This is a genomic window from Blastococcus aggregatus (genome assembly GCF_900221005.1).
Lineage (GTDB): Bacteria > Actinomycetota > Actinomycetes > Mycobacteriales > Geodermatophilaceae > Blastococcus > Blastococcus aggregatus.
The window spans coordinates 925,898-942,246 of the sequence record NZ_OBQI01000001.1 but is presented as its reverse complement, the minus strand read 5'-3'; the positions used below and the strand labels follow the sequence as shown (position 1 = coordinate 942,246).

Annotated in this window: 16 protein-coding genes; 5 read left to right on the top strand and 11 right to left on the bottom strand. The window is 75.3% G+C overall.

Going from position 1 to position 16,349, the window contains the following annotated elements:
• Positions 1-23: 23 nt before the first annotated feature.
• The 3 genes from CRP29_RS04760 to CRP29_RS04750 all read right to left on the bottom strand — a co-directional run bounded on the left by CRP29_RS04760 (position 24) and on the right by CRP29_RS04750 (position 4,044).
• Positions 24-1,127, bottom strand: coding sequence for a glycosyltransferase family 4 protein (locus CRP29_RS04760; RefSeq protein ID WP_097193830.1), 1,104 nt, complete (start codon positions 1,125-1,127; stop codon positions 24-26).
• A complete protein-coding gene (locus CRP29_RS04755) occupies positions 1,124-2,650 on the bottom strand; it encodes a sugar transferase (protein ID WP_097193829.1) in 1,527 nt (508 codons plus the stop codon). Before CRP29_RS04755 ends, CRP29_RS04760 begins: the two co-directional genes overlap by 4 nt.
• 140 nt (positions 2,651-2,790) lie before the next feature.
• On the bottom strand, positions 2,791-4,044 hold the full coding sequence (locus CRP29_RS04750) for a hypothetical protein (RefSeq protein WP_097193828.1): 1,254 nt from the start codon (positions 4,042-4,044) through the stop codon (positions 2,791-2,793).
• 227 nt (positions 4,045-4,271) lie between these two features.
• Between CRP29_RS04750 and CRP29_RS04745 the strand changes: the two genes are divergently transcribed.
• The gene (locus tag CRP29_RS04745) at positions 4,272-5,006 is read left to right on the top strand and encodes a polysaccharide deacetylase family protein (protein WP_217991444.1); all 735 of its coding nucleotides are present in this window, start codon (positions 4,272-4,274) and stop codon (positions 5,004-5,006) included.
• 10 nt (positions 5,007-5,016) lie between these two features.
• Here CRP29_RS04745 and CRP29_RS04740 read toward each other — a convergent pair whose 3' ends face one another.
• Together CRP29_RS04740 and CRP29_RS04735 are read right to left on the bottom strand one after the other, a co-directional pair.
• Positions 5,017-6,270 carry a polysaccharide biosynthesis protein gene (locus tag CRP29_RS04740; RefSeq protein WP_097193826.1) on the bottom strand — a complete coding sequence of 418 codons (1,254 nt, stop codon included), beginning with the start codon at positions 6,268-6,270 and terminating at the stop codon, positions 5,017-5,019.
• Positions 6,270-7,607 carry an O-antigen ligase family protein gene (locus CRP29_RS04735; protein ID WP_097193825.1) on the bottom strand — a complete coding sequence of 446 codons (1,338 nt, stop codon included), beginning with the start codon at positions 7,605-7,607 and terminating at the stop codon, positions 6,270-6,272. Before CRP29_RS04735 ends, CRP29_RS04740 begins: the two co-directional genes overlap by 1 nt.
• A 219-nt stretch (positions 7,608-7,826) precedes the next feature.
• On the opposite strand from CRP29_RS04735, the gene CRP29_RS04730 reads away from it, so the two are divergent.
• Positions 7,827-8,513 carry a YveK family protein gene (locus tag CRP29_RS04730; protein ID WP_097193824.1) on the top strand — a complete coding sequence of 229 codons (687 nt, stop codon included), beginning with the start codon at positions 7,827-7,829 and terminating at the stop codon, positions 8,511-8,513.
• A 43-nt stretch (positions 8,514-8,556) separates the two neighbouring features.
• Here the strand turns inward: CRP29_RS04730 and CRP29_RS04725 are convergent, their stop codons facing one another.
• Positions 8,557-9,201, bottom strand: coding sequence for a YveK family protein (locus CRP29_RS04725; protein ID WP_097193823.1), 645 nt, complete (start codon positions 9,199-9,201; stop codon positions 8,557-8,559).
• 104 nt (positions 9,202-9,305) lie between these two features.
• Here CRP29_RS04725 and CRP29_RS04720 point away from each other — a divergent pair, with 104 nt between their 5' ends.
• Positions 9,306-10,415 (top strand): glycoside hydrolase family protein, encoded by a 1,110-nt coding sequence (locus tag CRP29_RS04720; protein WP_097193822.1) that lies wholly within the window; start codon positions 9,306-9,308, stop codon positions 10,413-10,415.
• A gap of 27 nt (positions 10,416-10,442) precedes the next feature.
• Here CRP29_RS04720 and CRP29_RS04715 read toward each other — a convergent pair whose 3' ends face one another.
• Positions 10,443-11,342 (bottom strand): glycosyltransferase family protein, encoded by a 900-nt coding sequence (locus tag CRP29_RS04715; RefSeq protein ID WP_097193821.1) that lies wholly within the window; start codon positions 11,340-11,342, stop codon positions 10,443-10,445.
• A gap of 204 nt (positions 11,343-11,546) precedes the next feature.
• Between CRP29_RS04715 and CRP29_RS04705 the strand changes: the two genes are divergently transcribed.
• Positions 11,547-12,656, top strand: a complete 1,110-nt coding sequence (locus CRP29_RS04705; RefSeq protein WP_141437046.1) for a GNAT family N-acetyltransferase — start codon at positions 11,547-11,549, stop codon at positions 12,654-12,656.
• A complete protein-coding gene (locus CRP29_RS04700; protein ID WP_097193818.1) occupies positions 12,653-13,534 on the top strand; it encodes a hypothetical protein in 882 nt (293 codons plus the stop codon). The genes CRP29_RS04705 and CRP29_RS04700 overlap by 4 nt, the downstream gene beginning before the upstream one ends.
• Before the next feature lie 9 nt (positions 13,535-13,543).
• Here the strand turns inward: CRP29_RS04700 and CRP29_RS04695 are convergent, their stop codons facing one another.
• The 4 genes from CRP29_RS04695 to CRP29_RS22585 all read right to left on the bottom strand — a co-directional run bounded on the left by CRP29_RS04695 (position 13,544) and on the right by CRP29_RS22585 (position 16,305).
• On the bottom strand, positions 13,544-14,596 hold the full coding sequence (locus CRP29_RS04695; RefSeq protein WP_217991443.1) for a glycosyltransferase: 1,053 nt from the start codon (positions 14,594-14,596) through the stop codon (positions 13,544-13,546).
• Between the two features lie 11 nt (positions 14,597-14,607).
• Entirely contained in the window at positions 14,608-15,615 is a 1,008-nt protein-coding gene (locus CRP29_RS04690; RefSeq protein WP_141437045.1) for a class I SAM-dependent methyltransferase, read from the bottom strand.
• A gap of 107 nt (positions 15,616-15,722) precedes the next feature.
• Positions 15,723-16,115: a VanZ family protein gene (locus CRP29_RS04685; RefSeq protein ID WP_097193815.1), complete on the bottom strand. Its 393-nt coding sequence runs from the start codon at positions 16,113-16,115 to the stop codon at positions 15,723-15,725.
• Between the two features lie 31 nt (positions 16,116-16,146).
• Positions 16,147-16,305 (bottom strand): hypothetical protein, encoded by a 159-nt coding sequence (locus CRP29_RS22585; RefSeq protein ID WP_176522762.1) that lies wholly within the window; start codon positions 16,303-16,305, stop codon positions 16,147-16,149.
• Positions 16,306-16,349 lie beyond the last annotated feature (44 nt).

The window sequence follows — 16,349 nt, the reverse complement described above, 5'->3', positions numbered from 1 at the left end:
ACGGGTCGGGCCCCGATCCGCCGCTACCGGTGCAGGTGCATCGACACGTCGCGACGGGCCCGGGGCCCGCCGTACGCGGCGATGAGCGCGGTCCGCTGCTCGGCCGCGGTGTTGAGCTCGAGGTGCGCCGACCATCCGGCCACGTTGGCCCGGGCCGCCGCCGCATCTGCCAGGCAGGCCACCGCAGGCGCCACGTCGTCCTCTCCGGCCAGCGTCAGCCCCGATGACACGTCGGCGAACGTCGGCAGCCGGCGCACCAGGGTGGGGACCCTCAACGCGGTGGCCTCGGCCACCATCAGCGGAAAGCCCTCCCAGAGCGCGGAGTGCACGTACAGGTCGGCGGCTGCCAGCGCGGGCAGCGCCTCGGCGCGGGGGAGCCAGCCGGAGACCTGGACGCCGCCGGCCTCGAGCGCCGCGCGGAGGGCCGGGTCGCCGTCGCCCAGCCAGACGGCACGCAGGTCCGGCACCTCCGGGCGCAGCCGCTCGACGAACCGCAGGAAGAACTCCGGGTCCTTCTGTGGCGACAGCCGTCCGCCACCGACCACGAGGGGGTGGCCGGGCTCCCGGGCCGGCCGGTGCGGAACGGCCTCCGGAGCGATGTTCGGGACGAGGTGGCGCGGCGCGCGGCGCGTGGGCCACGCGGACAGCTGCCACTCGCGCGGCGCGCACGCCGCGAAAGCGGAGGTGTTCATCGCCAGCAGCGCCTCGGCCAGCCAGAAGGCGCCGCGCACCGGCGCGGAGATGTCGCGCCGCTCGAAGGCGTAGCAGTGCGGCGTGTAGACGAGACGGCTCCGGGTCCGCGCGACGCCCAGCCGGGCGTACACCCCGCCGTGGCTGGAGTGCGCGTGGACGACGTCGGGGCGCAGCTCGCGCACGACCTCACGCACGCGGCGCACCTTGGCGCGGTGCGAGCCGGTCATCTCGGTGGTGCTCCGGAAGACCGCCTGCTCGGCCAGGTCGCCCTCGGCGTCCACCGGGGTGCCCGAGAGCAGGTGGTGCTCCGCCTCGGGCAGCGTGCGGGTGTACTCGGCGATCGCCGACCCCACCCCGCTGCTGAACTTCTGCACGACGTGCAGCACCCGGAGCCCGGAGACGTCTCCGGACCCGCCCGGCGATCCGGAGGTCACCGACCGGCGCCCAGGAGCACCGCGCTGAACGTGCGCAGGATGATCTTGATGTCGAGCCACAGCGACCAGTTCTCGATGTAGTAGTTGTCGAACCGGGCGCGATCGGCGATCGAGGTGTCCCCCCGCAGCCCGTGCACCTGTGCCCACCCGGTGAGCCCCGAGGGCACCCGGTGACGGGCCTCGTAGCTCGGGTAGAGGCTCTGGAACTGGCTGACGAAGTGCGGCCGCTCCGGGCGCGGCCCGACGAGGCTCATGTCGCCGCGCAGGATGTTGTACAGCTGCGGCAACTCGTCCAGCGACGTCGACCGCAGGAACCGGCCGACCCGCGTCAACCGCGGGTCGTCGCCGATGTTCCACGTCGTCTGGGACTCGGCCTCGCTGGCCGGACGCAGCGACCGGAACTTCATCAGCTCGAAGTGGTGCCCGTCGACGCCGACGCGCTCCTGGCGGAAGAGGATGTCGCCCTTCCCGTCCAGGCGGACGGCCAGGGAGATCAGCCCCAGCAGCGGGGCGAGCAGCACGATCGTGACACCGGAGACCAGCACGTCCATCGCCCGCTTCATCCCCCATGCGCGGCTGCGGTAGGTCGCCCGGCGCAGCCGCACGAGCGGGAAGCCCCAGGCGGTGTCCATCGAGCTCTCCACCTGGTGCAGCTCGAACAATCGCGGGACGACGAACAGCTCGCAGCTGAGTCGGTCGCAGGTCCGGATCAGGCTCACCATCTGCGACTCCTTCATGGAGGAGAACGCGACGATCACGGCGCGCACGCCCCCCTGCAGCAGGACGTGGGTGAAGGCCTCCGGTCCGCCGAGCACCGGCAGGATGCGCGGCGGGTCGGTGTCCGGCGGGTCGGCGTCGAGGAAGCCGATCGGGTGCAGCCCGTACTCGGGGTGCGCGCGCAGCACGTCGGCGACCTGGCTGCCGACCCGGCCCGCCCCGAGGATCAGGGTGCGGTGGGCGACCAGCCTGTGGGCGCGCGCCCGGCGGACGACGGCGTAGCCGAGTGCGCGGCACAGCGCGACGGTGACGGTGACGACCATCGCGCCGCCGAGGTAGGACCAGTTGACGTCGTACACCCCCGACGTCAGCTCCGCCCAGGCGATCTGTGCGAGAGCGGACAGCGCGGCAGCGGCGAGTGCCCGGCCGACGAGGGTGGGCAGGTCGTCGAGGGCCGACAGGGAGAGCCGGGACCGGTACAGGCCGCCGGTCCACAGTCCGAGGAGCAGGCAGACGCCGAACGTGAGCGTCCTGGTGATCGGGGTGTCGAAGCCGGGGCCGTCGACGGCCAGCTCGAGGATCACGATGCCGACGGCGATCGCGACGACGTCGAGGGCGACGAGGAGCGGCCGGACGCTGAAGCGGGTGATCCAGGCCCAGCGTGCGGGCGGGTGCGCGAAGGGCTCCGTCATCTCCGCCCAGTCGAGCGGCGTGACGGACTGGAGGGAGCCGCCGGGTCGAGCGTCCAGGCGGGCGGGCGGGGAGGACTCCGCGCTGGGTTTCACGGAGTGCAGGCTCTTGGTCATCTGAGGTGGTCCTCGGCTGGAGCGCTGGGTGTGCAGAGAGCGGCGGACGCGACGGTCCGGAGGAGGGCACGCCGGTGCGTGCCTCTGGAGTGCGGGAGGTCCCGGCGCGCGGAGCAGGCGCCGTCCAGGGAGGACCGAGGTCAATCCGGGGTGTTGCTCATGTCGTCGGCGCTGCCGACGACATGACCCACGGCGCCCGAGACGGCGCGGGCCGACTCGCGGGCGAGCGATTCGGTCACCGCGTCGCTGAGCACCGCGAGGGGGGAGTGGACCGCGCCGTGCGCGCCGCCGCCCGACGCGGCGCCCACGGAGGCGGACGTGCACGGCCCGGCCGGCGCGGGGGACGGTGCCGGCGGGGCGGGCAGCGGCGGCACCGGGGGAACGGGCCGCGGGTCGTCGGCAGGCGACGGCGGAAGGCTCGGGGTGCTCGCGCCCACCGGGGACACCGCGGCGGGGCGCGAGACGGACCCCTTGCGCCCGTCGGAGCCACCTCGGAGCCGGTCGCTCGCGCAGACTGCCTCGCCAGTTCCCGAGGCGGATGCGGACGGCATCGCCTGGGGCTCGGTCACGGGCGCGGCGACAGGGAGCTCGGCGACCGGGGGTGCGGCGACAGGCGTCGCGGCGGCCGGTGTCCCGTCGACAGGCGTCGCGGGGGTCGGTGTCACGGCGGCCGGTGTCGCGGCGGCAGGCGCCGCGGGGGGTGCCGCGACCGTCGTGTCGGAGGCGTCGGGGCCGGCGCCCGCGGCCGCCGCGGCAGGGAGATCGGCCGGGACCTCGACCGGGAGGGGCGCCGTCGTCACGTCCGTGATCGCATCGACGACGGTCGTGCCGCCGCCGCCGCCGCCGCCGCCGACGCCGACGCCGGGGTCGGGGTTGGCGTCGACCCCGCCGGTGTCTGGCCGCGTGTCGTCACCTGTACCGACCGCGACCGGGGGGAGCGGCGGAAGCGGCCGGGGCGGCGGGAGCGGGTCCGGGGTCACGACGACCGGCGCGGTCGGGACCGGAACCCGCACGGGGCCGAGGTCACCTGCGCTGTCGATGGCACCCGCGCTGCCGTTGGCGCTGCCGCTGCCGCTGCCGTTGGCGCTGCCGCTGCCGCTGCCGCTGTCGCGGTCCGGCGCCGGCCGAGCCGTGGGTGCCGAGCCGCGCAACGGCTCGCCCGGCGGGACGTCGGGCACCGATGCGGCCGCCGGTGCCACGCGGCCCGGGCCGTGGGCCCGCCCGTGGTCGTCGTTCCCGGCCCGCGCGTGGGGGGAGAGAGCGGTGAGGAGGATGCCGAACCCGACGACGGCGAGGAGTCCGAGCACGAAGCGCAACGACCAGGTCGAGCCGTCGCCTCGCCGGCGTCCCGGGGAGCTCGCGGAGAGCGGCCGTTCGGCCAAGCCGCACGCCATGTGCGTCCTCCCCCCGCGGTCGGCCAGATCGTTTCTGACCTGGGCTTATCTCACGATCATGGGGCATGCGGGATCGTGTCGACCCGGTTCCGTCGCGCGAGAGCCGTCCGGCGGCGCAGAGGCAAGCGGATGCGGCCCGCCGTGACTCAAAGTGATGATGTTGGTCAGCAATCGTCGTGTGATCTCGACGACACCTCACCGACCGCACCGGCAGGCAGGATGATCACATGGGTCCTGCCAGCGTGTTCGGTCGCGCGCCCCGAGTCCTGATGTACCACTCGATCAGTCCGTCGCACGGCCCGGACCCGCACGCGCTGCGCGTGGCCCCCGACCGGCTCGACCAGCAGCTGGCGCACCTTCGCCGACGCGGGCTCCAGGGCGTGTCGGTGGCCGAGTGGCTGGTTGCCGTCGACCGCGGTCGGGCCCGTCGGCTGGTCGCGCTCACCTTCGACGACGGCTACCGCGACTTCGTCGACCACGCGATGCCGGTCCTCGACCACCACGGCATGACGTCGAGCGTCTACGTCGTCACCGGGAAGCTGGGCGGGCGCAGCGACTGGGACCAGGAGCCGAGCCTTCCGCTGGTCACCGCCGACGACGTCCGGGCCATCGCGGCCGCCGGCCACGAGGTGGGCAGCCACAGCGGCACGCACGTCCGGCTCGCCGGAGCTACGGCCGCGGAGCGGACCGCCGAGATCGCCGACAGCCGCCGGGCGCTGGCCGAGGTCCTCGGGAGGGACGTCCCTGGCTTCTGCTTCCCCTACGGGTCGTTCGACGAGGCGGCCGTCCAGGCGGTGGTCGACGCCGGCTACGACTACGCCTGCGTCACCGACGACCACACCCGGCCGCGGCGGCATGCGATCCCCCGGTTCTTCGTCGGGCAGAAGGACACGGGCCTCCGGCTGGAGGTGAAGTTCCTCAGGCACCGTCTCCGCGCGCGGTCCAGGGCCGCGGCGTCCTGACCCGTGGGCGTCACCCGACGGGCAGCTCCACCGGTCGGCCCGACCGGCGGAGCACCAGGGCCAGGGTCTGGGTGATCACCACGGAGACCTCGGCCAGCATGATGGCCAGCGCCGCCCCGGTGACGCCCTGCAGCGGCGGGAGGACGACCATCGAGACGGTCACCACCACCATGCTGATCGCGGTGCTCAGCGCCAGCCAGGTGCTCATCCCCAGGGGGACCAGGTGGTGGAAGCCGAGCGTCGTGCCCAGCGCGACGCACACGATGCTCACCGCGGCGAACACGATCGCGATCCCCGGCACCTCGATCCGGCCGGCGAACAGCACCTCCAGCAGGGGTGGCGCGGCCAGCAGGAACCCACCGGCCAGCAGCAGCCCGGCCGTGGCCGTGACCACCAGCGCCGTCCTGCGCCGGCGGGCCGGCGACTCGGAGGGTTCGGCGACCCAGCCCTGGAACGCCAGGCCGACCGGACCCAGGGCGAAGACGGCGAACTTGGTGATCCGGTCGAGGGCGGCGAACGCCGCGACGGTGCGGGGCGCGACCGCCGCCAGGATCGTCAGGGGCAGGGAGGTGTTGACCGCCGCCTGGACCGACACCCCCACCGCCGCCCACTGATCCCGCACCACGCGGCCGGTCGTCCGCAGCGGAGTCAGCCGCGTGCGCTCCCAGTAGCGGGCGGACACCACCACGGTCAGCACCGTCGAGGTGAGCAGCAGCACCGCCGGGTACAGCCAGGCCAGCGGGTGGAGCGAGACGAGCAGCGCGGCCAGGGCCGTGGCGGCCACCCGCGGCACCGTCTCGTACCGGGCGATCGACCCCGGCCGGCCCGATCCGACGAAGAACCAGGTGGCGGACAGGCCCAGCATGGACATCGCCAGCGCCATGAGGCCGGTCGCGGTCCGCACCCCGTCGGGGGAGAGCAGCACCGCCAGCGCGACGCCGCACGGCGCGGCGACCACGAACACGGTGAGCCGCGAGATCAGGCTGCGCGTGTAGAGCGCCCGTCCCCGGCCAGGGGCCGCCGCGACGGCGGAGGGGCCGACGACGGGCCAGCCCAGCAGCACGAGGGTGGAGACCCCGGCCCCGATCGACTGCCCGATCGCGATGCCCGCCCACGCCTCCGTCCCGACGTAGCGCAGCAGCACGGGCAGCACCAGGAAGGGCGCCGCGGCGGAGATCAGCGGGAGCCCCATGAACCCGGCCAGCCGCTTGACCGGGACACCCGTGAGGAGCGAGCGACGCCCCGGCGGAGCGGGCGCCGGCATCACGGGCCGTGCAGATCGACGTCGGCGGCCGCCCAGCCGGCCAGCCCCAGGCAGATCCCGGTGAGGATCGATCCGGGGCCGCCGAGGTCGCCGGTGATCATGCTGACCAGCTCGAAGGAGAGCAGGCCCACCCCGGCCAGCGCGATCGTCGTCGACAGGTCGGAGCGCCGTCGGGCAGCACGCACCAGCCCCCGCGCGAGCAGGACGGCGAGGACGGTGACCAGGACGAGGAGCGCCACGAGGCCCTGCTCGCTCGCGACCAGCAGGTAGAGGCTGTGCGGTGACTCCAGGGCCACCCGGTCGAAGGACGACCCGAAGGAGATGTCGCTCGAGCCCAGCAGGCTGAAGTCGGCGTAGGCGTCCCGGAAGTCCGGGAAGGCGCGCAGTCCGACGCCGGTGAGCGGGTTGTCCAGGGACATGTCGACGGCGGCCGCCCACAGCGCCTGCCGGTCGACGAGCGACTGGTCCGGAGCCGCGTCGGAGGACAGCAGGCTGGCCACGCGGTCGCCGATCGGGGTCTCGCTGGTCACCAGGGGCGGGAGGATCAGCGCGGCCAGGGCGAGTGCGGCGGTCACCGCGCCGAGCAGCCGGGCCGGCCGGCCACGGCTGACCGTCACGAGGGCGGCGACGGCGAGGGCGACCCAGGCGCTGCGGCTGAGGCTGGCGAGGTTGGCCAGCAGGAGCACCGTCGCGCCCGCGGCCGCCCAGGCGCGGAAGGCACCGTCCTGGACCACGACGACGGCGAGGCAGATGACGAACCCGACCGCGGTGATCTGCGCCAGCGAGCCGATGTTGTAGGCGCCGAACGTGCCGACCGCGCGGATGCTGTCCTCGCCGATCCCGGCGCCGGTGCCCGTCGCGAACTGGACCAGGCCCAGCGCGCCTTCCCCCACCCCGAGCCCGACGAGGGCGCCCAGCAGGATGAAGGCGTCGGTGCGCGTCCGGAGCGCGACCATCACCGCGAGCGGGGCGACGAGGAACAGCTCGACGTACCGGACCGCGCCCACCACGTTGGTGGGCACGTTGTGCGAGAGAACCGCCGCGATCAGGCCCGCCGTGCCGATCGCCAGCAGTCCCAGGGCCGGCACGCTGCGGGCCACGTCGAGCTGCTCGCCCCGCAGGATCGTGCGGACGGCGAGCAGCCCGGCGACCGCGACCGCCACGTCGCTCAGGGCGATCGGGCTGTCGCCCGAGGTCGCCGCCGGGGACACCGCGAGCAGCAGCACCGCCACGGCGATCCAGGTGGCGGGCCGCAGCGCGAGATCGGGCAGCCGCCGCGCGAGGTCGGGGAGTCGCCGCTGGGAGAGGTCGAGGGAGGAGACCTGGGCCAGTGCCATGCGTCGCTCACCCCCTGCCCGTGGACGGCGCCCCCCGGTGGACCGGCGGGCCGGTCCGGCCCGACGGGACGCTGGCGGCAGTCTGCCAGCCGGTTCGGCGCCGGCAGGTTCACGCGGCGCCCGCACCCGCCCGGGGTCACCCGTTCGCGTGGCAGCGCGGGCCCGATGGCCGCCGGAGCCTAGGATCGCGCCGTGGGGACTGGGGGGAGGACCGGCGCTGTGCCGGCCGTCGGCGAGGTCGACGAGCCCTCGCCCGGCGCCCCGCAGTCCGACCTCCGGGACGAGACGCCCGGGGTCGACGACCCCGGAGCCACCGCCGTGCCGCGCTCTGCGCAGCAGGGCGCTCCCCTGGTGGGCGCGCGCAGGCGGCGGTCGTGGGTCTGGCTGGTCGTCCTCCCGCTGCTCGGCGCACTCCTGCTGGGCGGCGCCGGCTTGGTGGCCAACCAGCAGGCCGAACCGACCTACGCCGCCGAGGCGCTGGTGACGGTGCTGCCCACCGACCCCGCGGCCCCGGTCTCCCAACCCGTCGCCGGGATCTGGGTGAAGATCGGCAGCTCCGACGCCGTCCTGTCCGACGCAGCCGACGCGCTCGACGTGGCCACGCCCGTGCTCGCCTCCCGGTTGGAGCTGGTGCTGGATGCCGACTCGCCCGTGATCGCCGTCCGGGTCACCACCGCCGATGCCGAGCGGTCCGCCACCTGGGCCAACGCGGTGGCGGCGGTGCTCCTGGAGCAGGACCGGGGCGAGCGGGTGCCGGGCTACGAGCTGGAGCAGGTCGCCACCGCCGTGCCTCCGGCCGGCGGCAGCGAGCTGCTGAGCCCGCTCCTGGTGACGGCGGCCGCGCTCTTCGGGGGCCTGATCGGGCTCGTCGGCGCGCAGCGGCTGCGCCGTCGCCGGACCACCTGACCAGCTGACCGGCTGAGGGCCGGATCGGACGCTCCGGGCCTGCTCAGTACCTGAGCAGGTCCGGGTCGGGCTCGGCCTCGGCGGCCGCCTGGTCGTCGGCCCGGCTCCTCGATGCGGTCCGCCGTCCGGGGATCGTCGCCGCGAGCACCAGCGCCAGCGCGGTGCCCAGCCCGGCGCCACCCGCCGCCTCGACCCAGGTCGGCGTGCGCGGCCCGGGAGGCAGCTCGGCGTCCGCGACGACCGTGGCGGTGAACGGCGGGTACGGCTCCAGGTCGGCGAGCGCCTCGCTGACCGTCGCGGCGAGATCGCGCGCCGTCGACGCCTCGGACGCCGCGCCGGTGATGGTCAGGATCGGCGCGTCGGGTGCGGCCTGCGCCCGCACCGAGCGGCGGGGATTCGCGGCGGCGTCCGGGAGCCCGGCGGCGCGGAGCGGGTCGCGCACCACCCCCGGCTCGGTGGCGAGCCGGGCGAGGGCCTGCGCCGCGCGCGAGGCGTCGCCCGACGTCACGCCGTCGCCGGCGGAGACGGTCAGGACGGCCGTCGACTCGAACACCGGCGGGCGGACCGCACCGACACCCGCGCCGGCTCCGAGGCCGACCGCCAGTCCGAGCGCCACCCACCAGGAGCGGCGCAGGACGAGCCGGACACCCGGCAGTCCGCCCACGGCGGGTGCGCTGTCCTCGCTCATGGCCGGTCTCCCGCGGGGTTGCAGTTCTGGGTCATCATGGCAGGCGGGACGTGGTGTCGGCCGCAGTGCCCGCCCACGTCGGAGGAGGTTCGCCCGTGCGAGTGATGGCGGCACCGACGGCCTCCGCGGTCCCGGCCGCGTCCCCTCGCCGCGGGCGGACCTGGCTGGTCGTGGCGGCCGTGCTCGCCCTGGTCGCGGCCGGCGGACTGGCTCTGCTGCCCGGGGGGCCTGCCGAACCGGCGCGTGGCGGCACGAAGGTCGTCGTGCCGTTGAGCCCCGTCGGCGGCGAGCAGCCCGACGGCAGCACCCAGACCCGGGCGAACGCCTACGACGAGGTGACGCGCGCGGCCGCCGACGGGGCCGCCGGCGTCCGGGTGACCGCCGACCTCAGCTGGCTGTGCGACGCGGACCGGAGCTGCACCACCGCACCGCTGGACCCCCTGGTCGAGCGCGCGGACGAGCTGGGGCTGCGCTTCTACCTGCACGTCAACAGCACGCCGCAGTGGATGGATCCCCGCGGCACGTGGTTCGCCCCCGTCGGCCCGGACGCCGAGGTCTGGGCGGGCCTCTTCGCGCAGCTCGTCGAGCGCTTCGGCACGCGGGTGGCCGGCTACGAGGTGTGGAACGAGCCCAACCTCGTGGAGGCCTGGCGGCAGGGGCCGGATCCGCGCCAGTACGCGGGCCTGCTCAAGGCGGTCTGGACGGCCGCCGACGCCGTCGACCCCGACGCGCAGATCATCGGCGGGATCTTGAGCAACAACGACCTCGGGTACATGCACGAGCTCAGTACCGCGCTGGCCGATCTGGGCGGCAACGCGTCCAACCGCTTCTTCTACGACCAGCTCGGGGTGCACCCCTACGCCGGGGGCGACGGCGTCGGCTACGACCCCCTGGAGGAGGCGGGGAGCCGCGACGTCGAGACGCCCTACGGCGTCAAGGACATGACCTTCCTCGGCCTGGAGCGGCTCCGCGCGCAGGTCCACGCGGACGAGGGCATCTGGCGCGACGTCGTCGTCGGCGAGTTCGGCTACGACCGGACGCCCGGGAACTGGTACTTCGTGCCCGAGCCCCGCCGCGGCGAGTACCTCGCCGCCGCGCTCGACCGGGCCGCCGCGTGGCCCTGGCTCCAGGGCGTCACGGTGTACACCGGCGAGGGCTTCGCCATCGCCGGCACGCCCAGCGCCGACGTGCTGGAACGGGACGCCGACCGCTGAGCCGAGGCCGGCCGAGCCGGCCCGGCCTCAGGAGGGAGCCGGCCCCGTCGGCGCCGGCAGGGAGGGACGGCGGTCGGTGACGATCGCCCACACGGAGCGGCCGATGCCCAGCAGGTGCCGGCGGCGGTTCGCGGTCCCGGCGAGGGAGAGCGGCGCCCGGATGACGAGGGCGGCCAGGCACACCGCACGCGCACGCAGCGGAGGCACGCCCAGCAACTGCAGGTACACCACGGCGGACCAGGCGATCACCGGGAGCACGAGGTGGATCTTGGCCCCGGTCGACGAGGACAGGGCGTGCGGGACACCCAGGTCGAAGCTGGTGATCCGCAGATCGGGGGCCGCCGCACGCGCCTGGCGCACGAACCAGGCGTCCTCGTAGCAGAAGGGCAGCTGCTCCTCCATGCCGTTCGTCTGCTGCCACAACCGGGCGCTGATCGCGACCAGCCCGAAGGAGGGGTAGACGTCGTCCTCGCGCGGCGTCGACTCGCGCGACAGCGGGCGGCCGAGGCCGTACGCCACCTTCTCCACGAGGGACAGGCCCGCGAAGACGCCGGCGGTCCCGGGGAGGTGGCGCCACGGCTCGTCGGTCAGCCGGATCAGGTGGGGGCGGTCGTCCGGTTCCCCGGCGAGGTGCGCAGCCAGCGCCTCGAACGCCTCGGGGACGAACTCCATGTCGTCGTTGGCGACGACGAGCCATCGGAAGCTCCGGCCGGCGGCGGCCAGGTTGATGCTGGCCGCGAAGCCGGCGTTCGAGCCCGGCACGACGATGTCCGGCCACTGGGCCGCGAGAGCCTGGGTCTCGGCACTGTTGGCCACCAGCACCGCCCGCAGGTCAGCGCCGCCGGCGATCGCGGCCGCCGCCGTGGCGCAGAAACGGGCCGCGTGCGAGGCCGTGACACTGGGCGAGACGACGAGGGTCGTGGTCACCGGTGAGCCACGGGGTGACCGGGTGCCGCGTGCTGCGGTCGGCCTGCTGTCCGGGTCATCGCGGCGATCCTAGGACCGCCGCCGCCGGGCTCGACGATGATGTCGCTCCCAGGGGTGAAGTTCGCCGATGCAACCGCGTGCTGTGTGATGGTCGACCAGCGAGGCCGTGCGCGCAGCGGTGGCGAGATCGGAAGGGTGTGCGGCATGGCGACGGACGAGCGGAAGCCTGGCTCCGCGGTACGGTGCCTGACCTCGGTCGCCGACGTCCGGCGCTCGACCGCCGGGTGGGACGCGCTCCCCTCGCGCAGCGGTCCGGTCGGCGGCAGCGCCTGGGTCCGTGCCTGGCTCGAGGTCTACGGCTCCCGGCACACCCTCGCCGTCGGCGTCGCGGGCGCACCGGACGCGCCGGACGCGGTGCTGCCGCTGGTCCGGCGCCGGGGCCGCCCGTGGACCGCCGAGATGCTCGGCGTGCGGCAGCTGCTGGAGCCGACGGATGCCCGGGGCAGCGACCCGGCCGCCCTGGCGGCGCTGGTGGAGGACGTCGTCCGCCGCGGCCAGCCCGTGCGGCTCAAGCGGCTGCCGGACGACTCGCCGCTGCTTCCGCACCTGCGTGCGCTCCCCGTGCGCCGCGCCGCGGTGCTGGACCGCGCGGTGGCCGGCACGCCCGCGATCGCGCTGTCCGAGCGGTGGCGCGAGCCCGAGCACCACTTCAGCAAGCGCCGTCGCGGTGACTTCCGGACGGCGCTGCGCCGGGCGGAAGGGCTCGGCGAGGTGGAGTTCTCCGTCGAGCAGCCGGCACCGGGCGAGGTCGACGCGCTGTTCGAGGAGATCACGGTCGTGGAGGCCGCCGGGTGGAAGACCGCGGCGGGGACGTCGCTGGTCGCGCGGCCCGACCAGCGCGAGTTCTTCCGGCGGTTCTGCACGCTGGCCGCCGAGCAGGACGCCACCCGCTTCGCCTTCCTGCGCATCGACGGCCGCCCCGTGGCGGTGCAGCTGGCCGTCGAGGCGCACGGCCGGTACAGCCTGTTCAAGATCGGCTTCGACGAGCAGTTCGCCCGCTGCTCACCGGGCAACCTGCTGATGCTGCACACCGTGCGCTGGGCCGCGGAGCGGGGGCTCGAGACGTTCGAGTTCCTGGGCACGGAGGAGCCGTGGACGTCGTTGTGGACGGACGTGTCCCGCTCCTGCCGCGAGGTGCACGTCTATCCGACGGCGTGGCGCTCGGTGCCGGCGGCCGCGGTCGTCGCGGGCGAGATGGCCCGCCGGAGCGGAACTCGGGCGCTCACGAGGCTGCGGGAGCGGGGCGCGCCGTGACCCGCCCGGTGGACCGTCTCCTCACGCCGATCCTGCGCCGGGCCGGACGGGCCTACCTGGCCGGCAGCGAGCGGCCGTCGGCGCTCGCGGTCGCCGGGCGGCTGCTCGCCCTCGGCTCCATGGTGTCGATCGCCTACTGGAACGCCCCCGTGGAGCCACCGGCCGCGGTCCTCGCCGAGAACGCCGCGGCCCTGGACGCGCTCGCTGCCTGGGGCCGGCGCGCCCGGCTGGCGATCAAGGTGCCGGCCCTGGGCCGGGACTGCGGGGCGGTCCGGGAACTCGCCTCCCGGGCCGCGGAGTCGGGCGTGCGGCTGGACTTCGACGCGCACGCGCCCGCCGACGCCGACGTCACCCTCGAGCTCGCGGGTGCCGCCCGGGCGCAGGGTGCGCGTGTCGCGGTGGCCCTGCCGGCGCGGTGGGCCCGCAGCCTCGACGACGTCGCCCGGGCGGCCGACGGCGACCTGGGCGTGCGTGTGGTGAAGGGGCAGTGGCCCGAGGAGGGCGGCCGGCACCTGGTCGGGGACCGCGAGCTGCGGGCCGCCTACCTGCGGCTGGTGGAGCGGCTGTCCGGCACCGACGTCCCGTTCGCGCTGGCGACGCACGACCCGGTCCTGCTGGGCCGGGCGCTGGAGCTGACCGGTCGCTCCTCGGCCCCCGCGGCCGTGGAACTGCTGCCGGGTCTGCCGCTGCGCCGTCCGCTCGCGGTGAGCGCTCGCGCCGGGGCGCGGGTGGACTTCTACGTCCCCTACGGTTCCCCCTCGCTCGGCTACCCCGTGTCCTCGGTCCTCAGCCGGCCGCGCCTGGCCGCCGCCTTCGGGCAGGGGCTGCTGCGGGGCTCCCGCAACCAGTCGATCCAGCTGGGCGAGCTGCCCGGCTGACTCCCGCCGCTACACCCGCTCGTACAGGTCGTCGATCCGGGCGGCCACCCCACGGACGTCGAACGCCGTGAGCGCGTCCGGAGCCGGGCGTGCCGGACGGGCGACCACACCGGCGAGCGCGGTGGCCAGGTCGGCGTCGGAACCGATGCGGATCGCGCCGGGCACGTCGCCGCCCATCTCGTCCACCGCCGGGCAGCGGCGGAAGACCACCGGCAGCCCGGCTGCCAGGCCCTCCAGGACGGCCAGCCCGAAGGTCTCGTAGCGGGAGGGCGACGCCAGCACGTCCATGGCCGACAGCGCGGGTGCGACCGGGCGCTCGCCGACCAGGTGCACGAACGGTGCCACCCCGAGGTCGGCGGCCAGCGCGGTCAGGGACGCCCGCTCCGGCCCCTCGCCCACGATGAGCAGCTGGTCGCTCTCGCCCAGGGTGGGTGCGAGTGACCGGATCAGCTCGTCGAACCGCTTGCCCGGGTGGAGCCGGCCCACCGCGCCGACCACCCGTGCGTCGGCCCCGACCCCGATGTCGGCGCGCACGGCGGCACGGTCCGTGGGGTCGAACGCGAGCGCATCGAGGTCCAGCCCGTTGGGCACGGTGAGCACCCGCTCGGGCGCGACCCCCCAGCGCAGCAGGTTGTCCCGGGTCGCCGCCGAGACCGCGACGGTGGCGCGGCCGAGCCGCTCGGTCGCCAGGTAGAGGAGACGGACGCCGCGGCCGGCCGATCGTCCTTCGAGCTGGTCGTCGAGCAGCGAGTGCTCGGTGGCGACGACCGTGCGCACCCCGGCCAGGCGGGCGGCGACCCGCCCGTACAGGCAGGCGCGGTACAGGTGGGTGTGGACCACGTCGTAGCGACCACGCCGGATCAGCCGCGCCAGCCGCAGGACGGCGCCGACCTCGGTGTTGCTGCGCATGCCGAGGTCGTGCACCGGCACCCCGTCGGCGCGCAACTGGTCGGCCACCGACCCGGCGTTGTACAGCGTGACCACCTCGGCGTCGTGCCGGCTGTGGCGCAGCAGGAGCCGCAGCTGCGTCTCCGCGCCGCCGGCCGCCAGGCCGGTGATCACGTGCAGGACCCTCATCCCGTGGCGCCCGGCCCGGGAACGTCCTCGGTGGGCGAGCGGCGGGCGAGCACGATCAGCTTGTTCCCCAGGCCGAGCCGACGGAAGACGCGCTCGGCCAGCGGCCACGCCCCGGCGAGGAGCCGCCCGCCCAGGGACGGCTGCCGTTCCAGGTCGTGCGAGAACGTGTGGGCCATCTTGGCCCGCGGCGAGGTGAGGCGGCGCACCTCCACCACCTCGAACCCGTGGGTGGCCAGCAGGCGGCGCAGGCCGGTCTCGGTGAAGTAGACCTTGTGCTCCCAGTAGTACATCGCGCCGATCAGGTCGACGCGGCCGCGGCTGCCCCAGTGCAGCGCACGGAAGACGGCCCGCACCGGGAACGCGGCGTCGGGCGTCTCCAGCAGCAGCGCGCCTCCGGGGGCGACGTACGGGGTGAACCGGCCGAGGAAGTCGCCCGGCTCGAAGACGTGCTCCACGACGTCCCACATGGTGAGGACGTCGACCCGGCCGAGCGGGCCCAGGACGTCGTCCAGCTCGTCGGGCACGGCGGCCACGAGCCCGCGGTCGCGCGCCGCGGCGACGGCGCGCGGCTCCACGTCGACGCCGACGGCATCGAGGCCGTGGCGGCGCGCCCAGTCGAGGAAGTTCCCGACCCCGCACCCGACGTCGAGCACGGTCCGCACCGCTCCGGCGCGGCCGCGCAGCATCCCGAAGGCGAGGTCGTAGCGCTCGTCGTAGCCGCGCCGCACGTCGTCGGAGTCGTACACCTCGAACTTGTACTCCTCCCAGTACTCGCTGTCGGTCCCGGTCCGGGTGGCGTCATCGCCGCCGGCCGGGCGGCCGTCCGAACCCGGGCCGGCCTCGATGCGCCGGAGGTACTGGGTGCCGCAGCCGGGGCAGCCGACCAGGCGGCAGCCCGGCTCCACGACCAGGGCGAGCGGTCGGCCCGGAGAGCCACACGCCGGGCAGGCGACGTCCAGCCCCTCGGCCGTCGTGCGGGAGCGTGAACGGGACAGCATGGCCATGGCGGACTCCTCGGACGTGCTGGGCTCCCGGGACATCGGACGATAGAGGGCGCCGCCCGGTCGCGGCCACGGATCCGCCGCCGGGCGCGGCCGGTCGCCGGACGGGCTCACCGGGGTGAACGGGATCGCCAGCGGCTCACGAGGGTGTGCAGCAGCACGCCGAGCGCGGCGCCCGCGGAGTTGTGGACGATGTCCCGGACGGTGGACTCCCGGCCCGGCAGGACCAGTTGCACCGTCTCCACACCCGCCGAGGCCGCGGTGCAGATCAGCCAGACGAGCACGCCGGACAGCCGCGGCGCCGCTGCGGCGAGGAGGAGCGCGACCGGCACGAACAGCAGGATGTTGGCCCACATCTCGACGGTGGGCACGGAGAGCTCGTCGAGCCCCGGCACGGACCGGGCGAGGGTGAACAGCACCTCCCCGGGCGAGGGGCCGATGGTCAGCGCGGCCACTCCGAGGGCGACCACCACGGCACCCGCGGTCAGCCAGGGCCGGTTCACCGCAGGAACGCTAGTGGCCCGGGTCCGGTGCTCAGAGGCCCGGGCGGACCAGACCGCAGCGGCAGGCGTACATGCCGGCCGGGCCGAGCGGGTCCTCGCCCACCCGGTGGAACCAGTGCACGTGCCACGGCGGCCGGGGGGCGGTGGACAGGCCGATGCCGGCTCGTCGCGACGATCGACGAGGAGGCATGCCCTCAGCGTGCATCAGGAGCGCCGGTGTGTCGACCGGTTCGC

Excerpts from the sequence above, each read along its gene's own strand:
- CRP29_RS04745 (WP_217991444.1), top strand. The coding sequence starts at position 4,272 with ATGGGTCCTGCCAGCGTGTTCGGTCGCGCGCCCCGAGTCCTGATGTAC.
- CRP29_RS04750 (WP_097193828.1), bottom strand. The coding sequence starts at position 4,044 with ATGGCGTGCGGCTTGGCCGAACGGCCGCTCTCCGCGAGCTCCCCGGGA.
- CRP29_RS04755 (WP_097193829.1), bottom strand. The coding sequence starts at position 2,650 with ATGACCAAGAGCCTGCACTCCGTGAAACCCAGCGCGGAGTCCTCCCCG.
- CRP29_RS22585 (WP_176522762.1), bottom strand. The coding sequence starts at position 16,305 with ATGCCTCCTCGTCGATCGTCGCGACGAGCCGGCATCGGCCTGTCCACC.
- CRP29_RS04735 (WP_097193825.1), bottom strand. The coding sequence starts at position 7,607 with ATGGCACTGGCCCAGGTCTCCTCCCTCGACCTCTCCCAGCGGCGACTC.
- CRP29_RS04720 (WP_097193822.1), top strand. The coding sequence starts at position 9,306 with ATGGCGGCACCGACGGCCTCCGCGGTCCCGGCCGCGTCCCCTCGCCGC.
- CRP29_RS04740 (WP_097193826.1), bottom strand. The coding sequence starts at position 6,270 with ATGCCGGCGCCCGCTCCGCCGGGGCGTCGCTCGCTCCTCACGGGTGTC.
- CRP29_RS04705 (WP_141437046.1), top strand. The coding sequence starts at position 11,547 with ATGGCGACGGACGAGCGGAAGCCTGGCTCCGCGGTACGGTGCCTGACC.
- CRP29_RS04725 (WP_097193823.1), bottom strand. The coding sequence starts at position 9,201 with ATGAGCGAGGACAGCGCACCCGCCGTGGGCGGACTGCCGGGTGTCCGG.
- CRP29_RS04690 (WP_141437045.1), bottom strand. The coding sequence starts at position 15,615 with ATGGCCATGCTGTCCCGTTCACGCTCCCGCACGACGGCCGAGGGGCTG.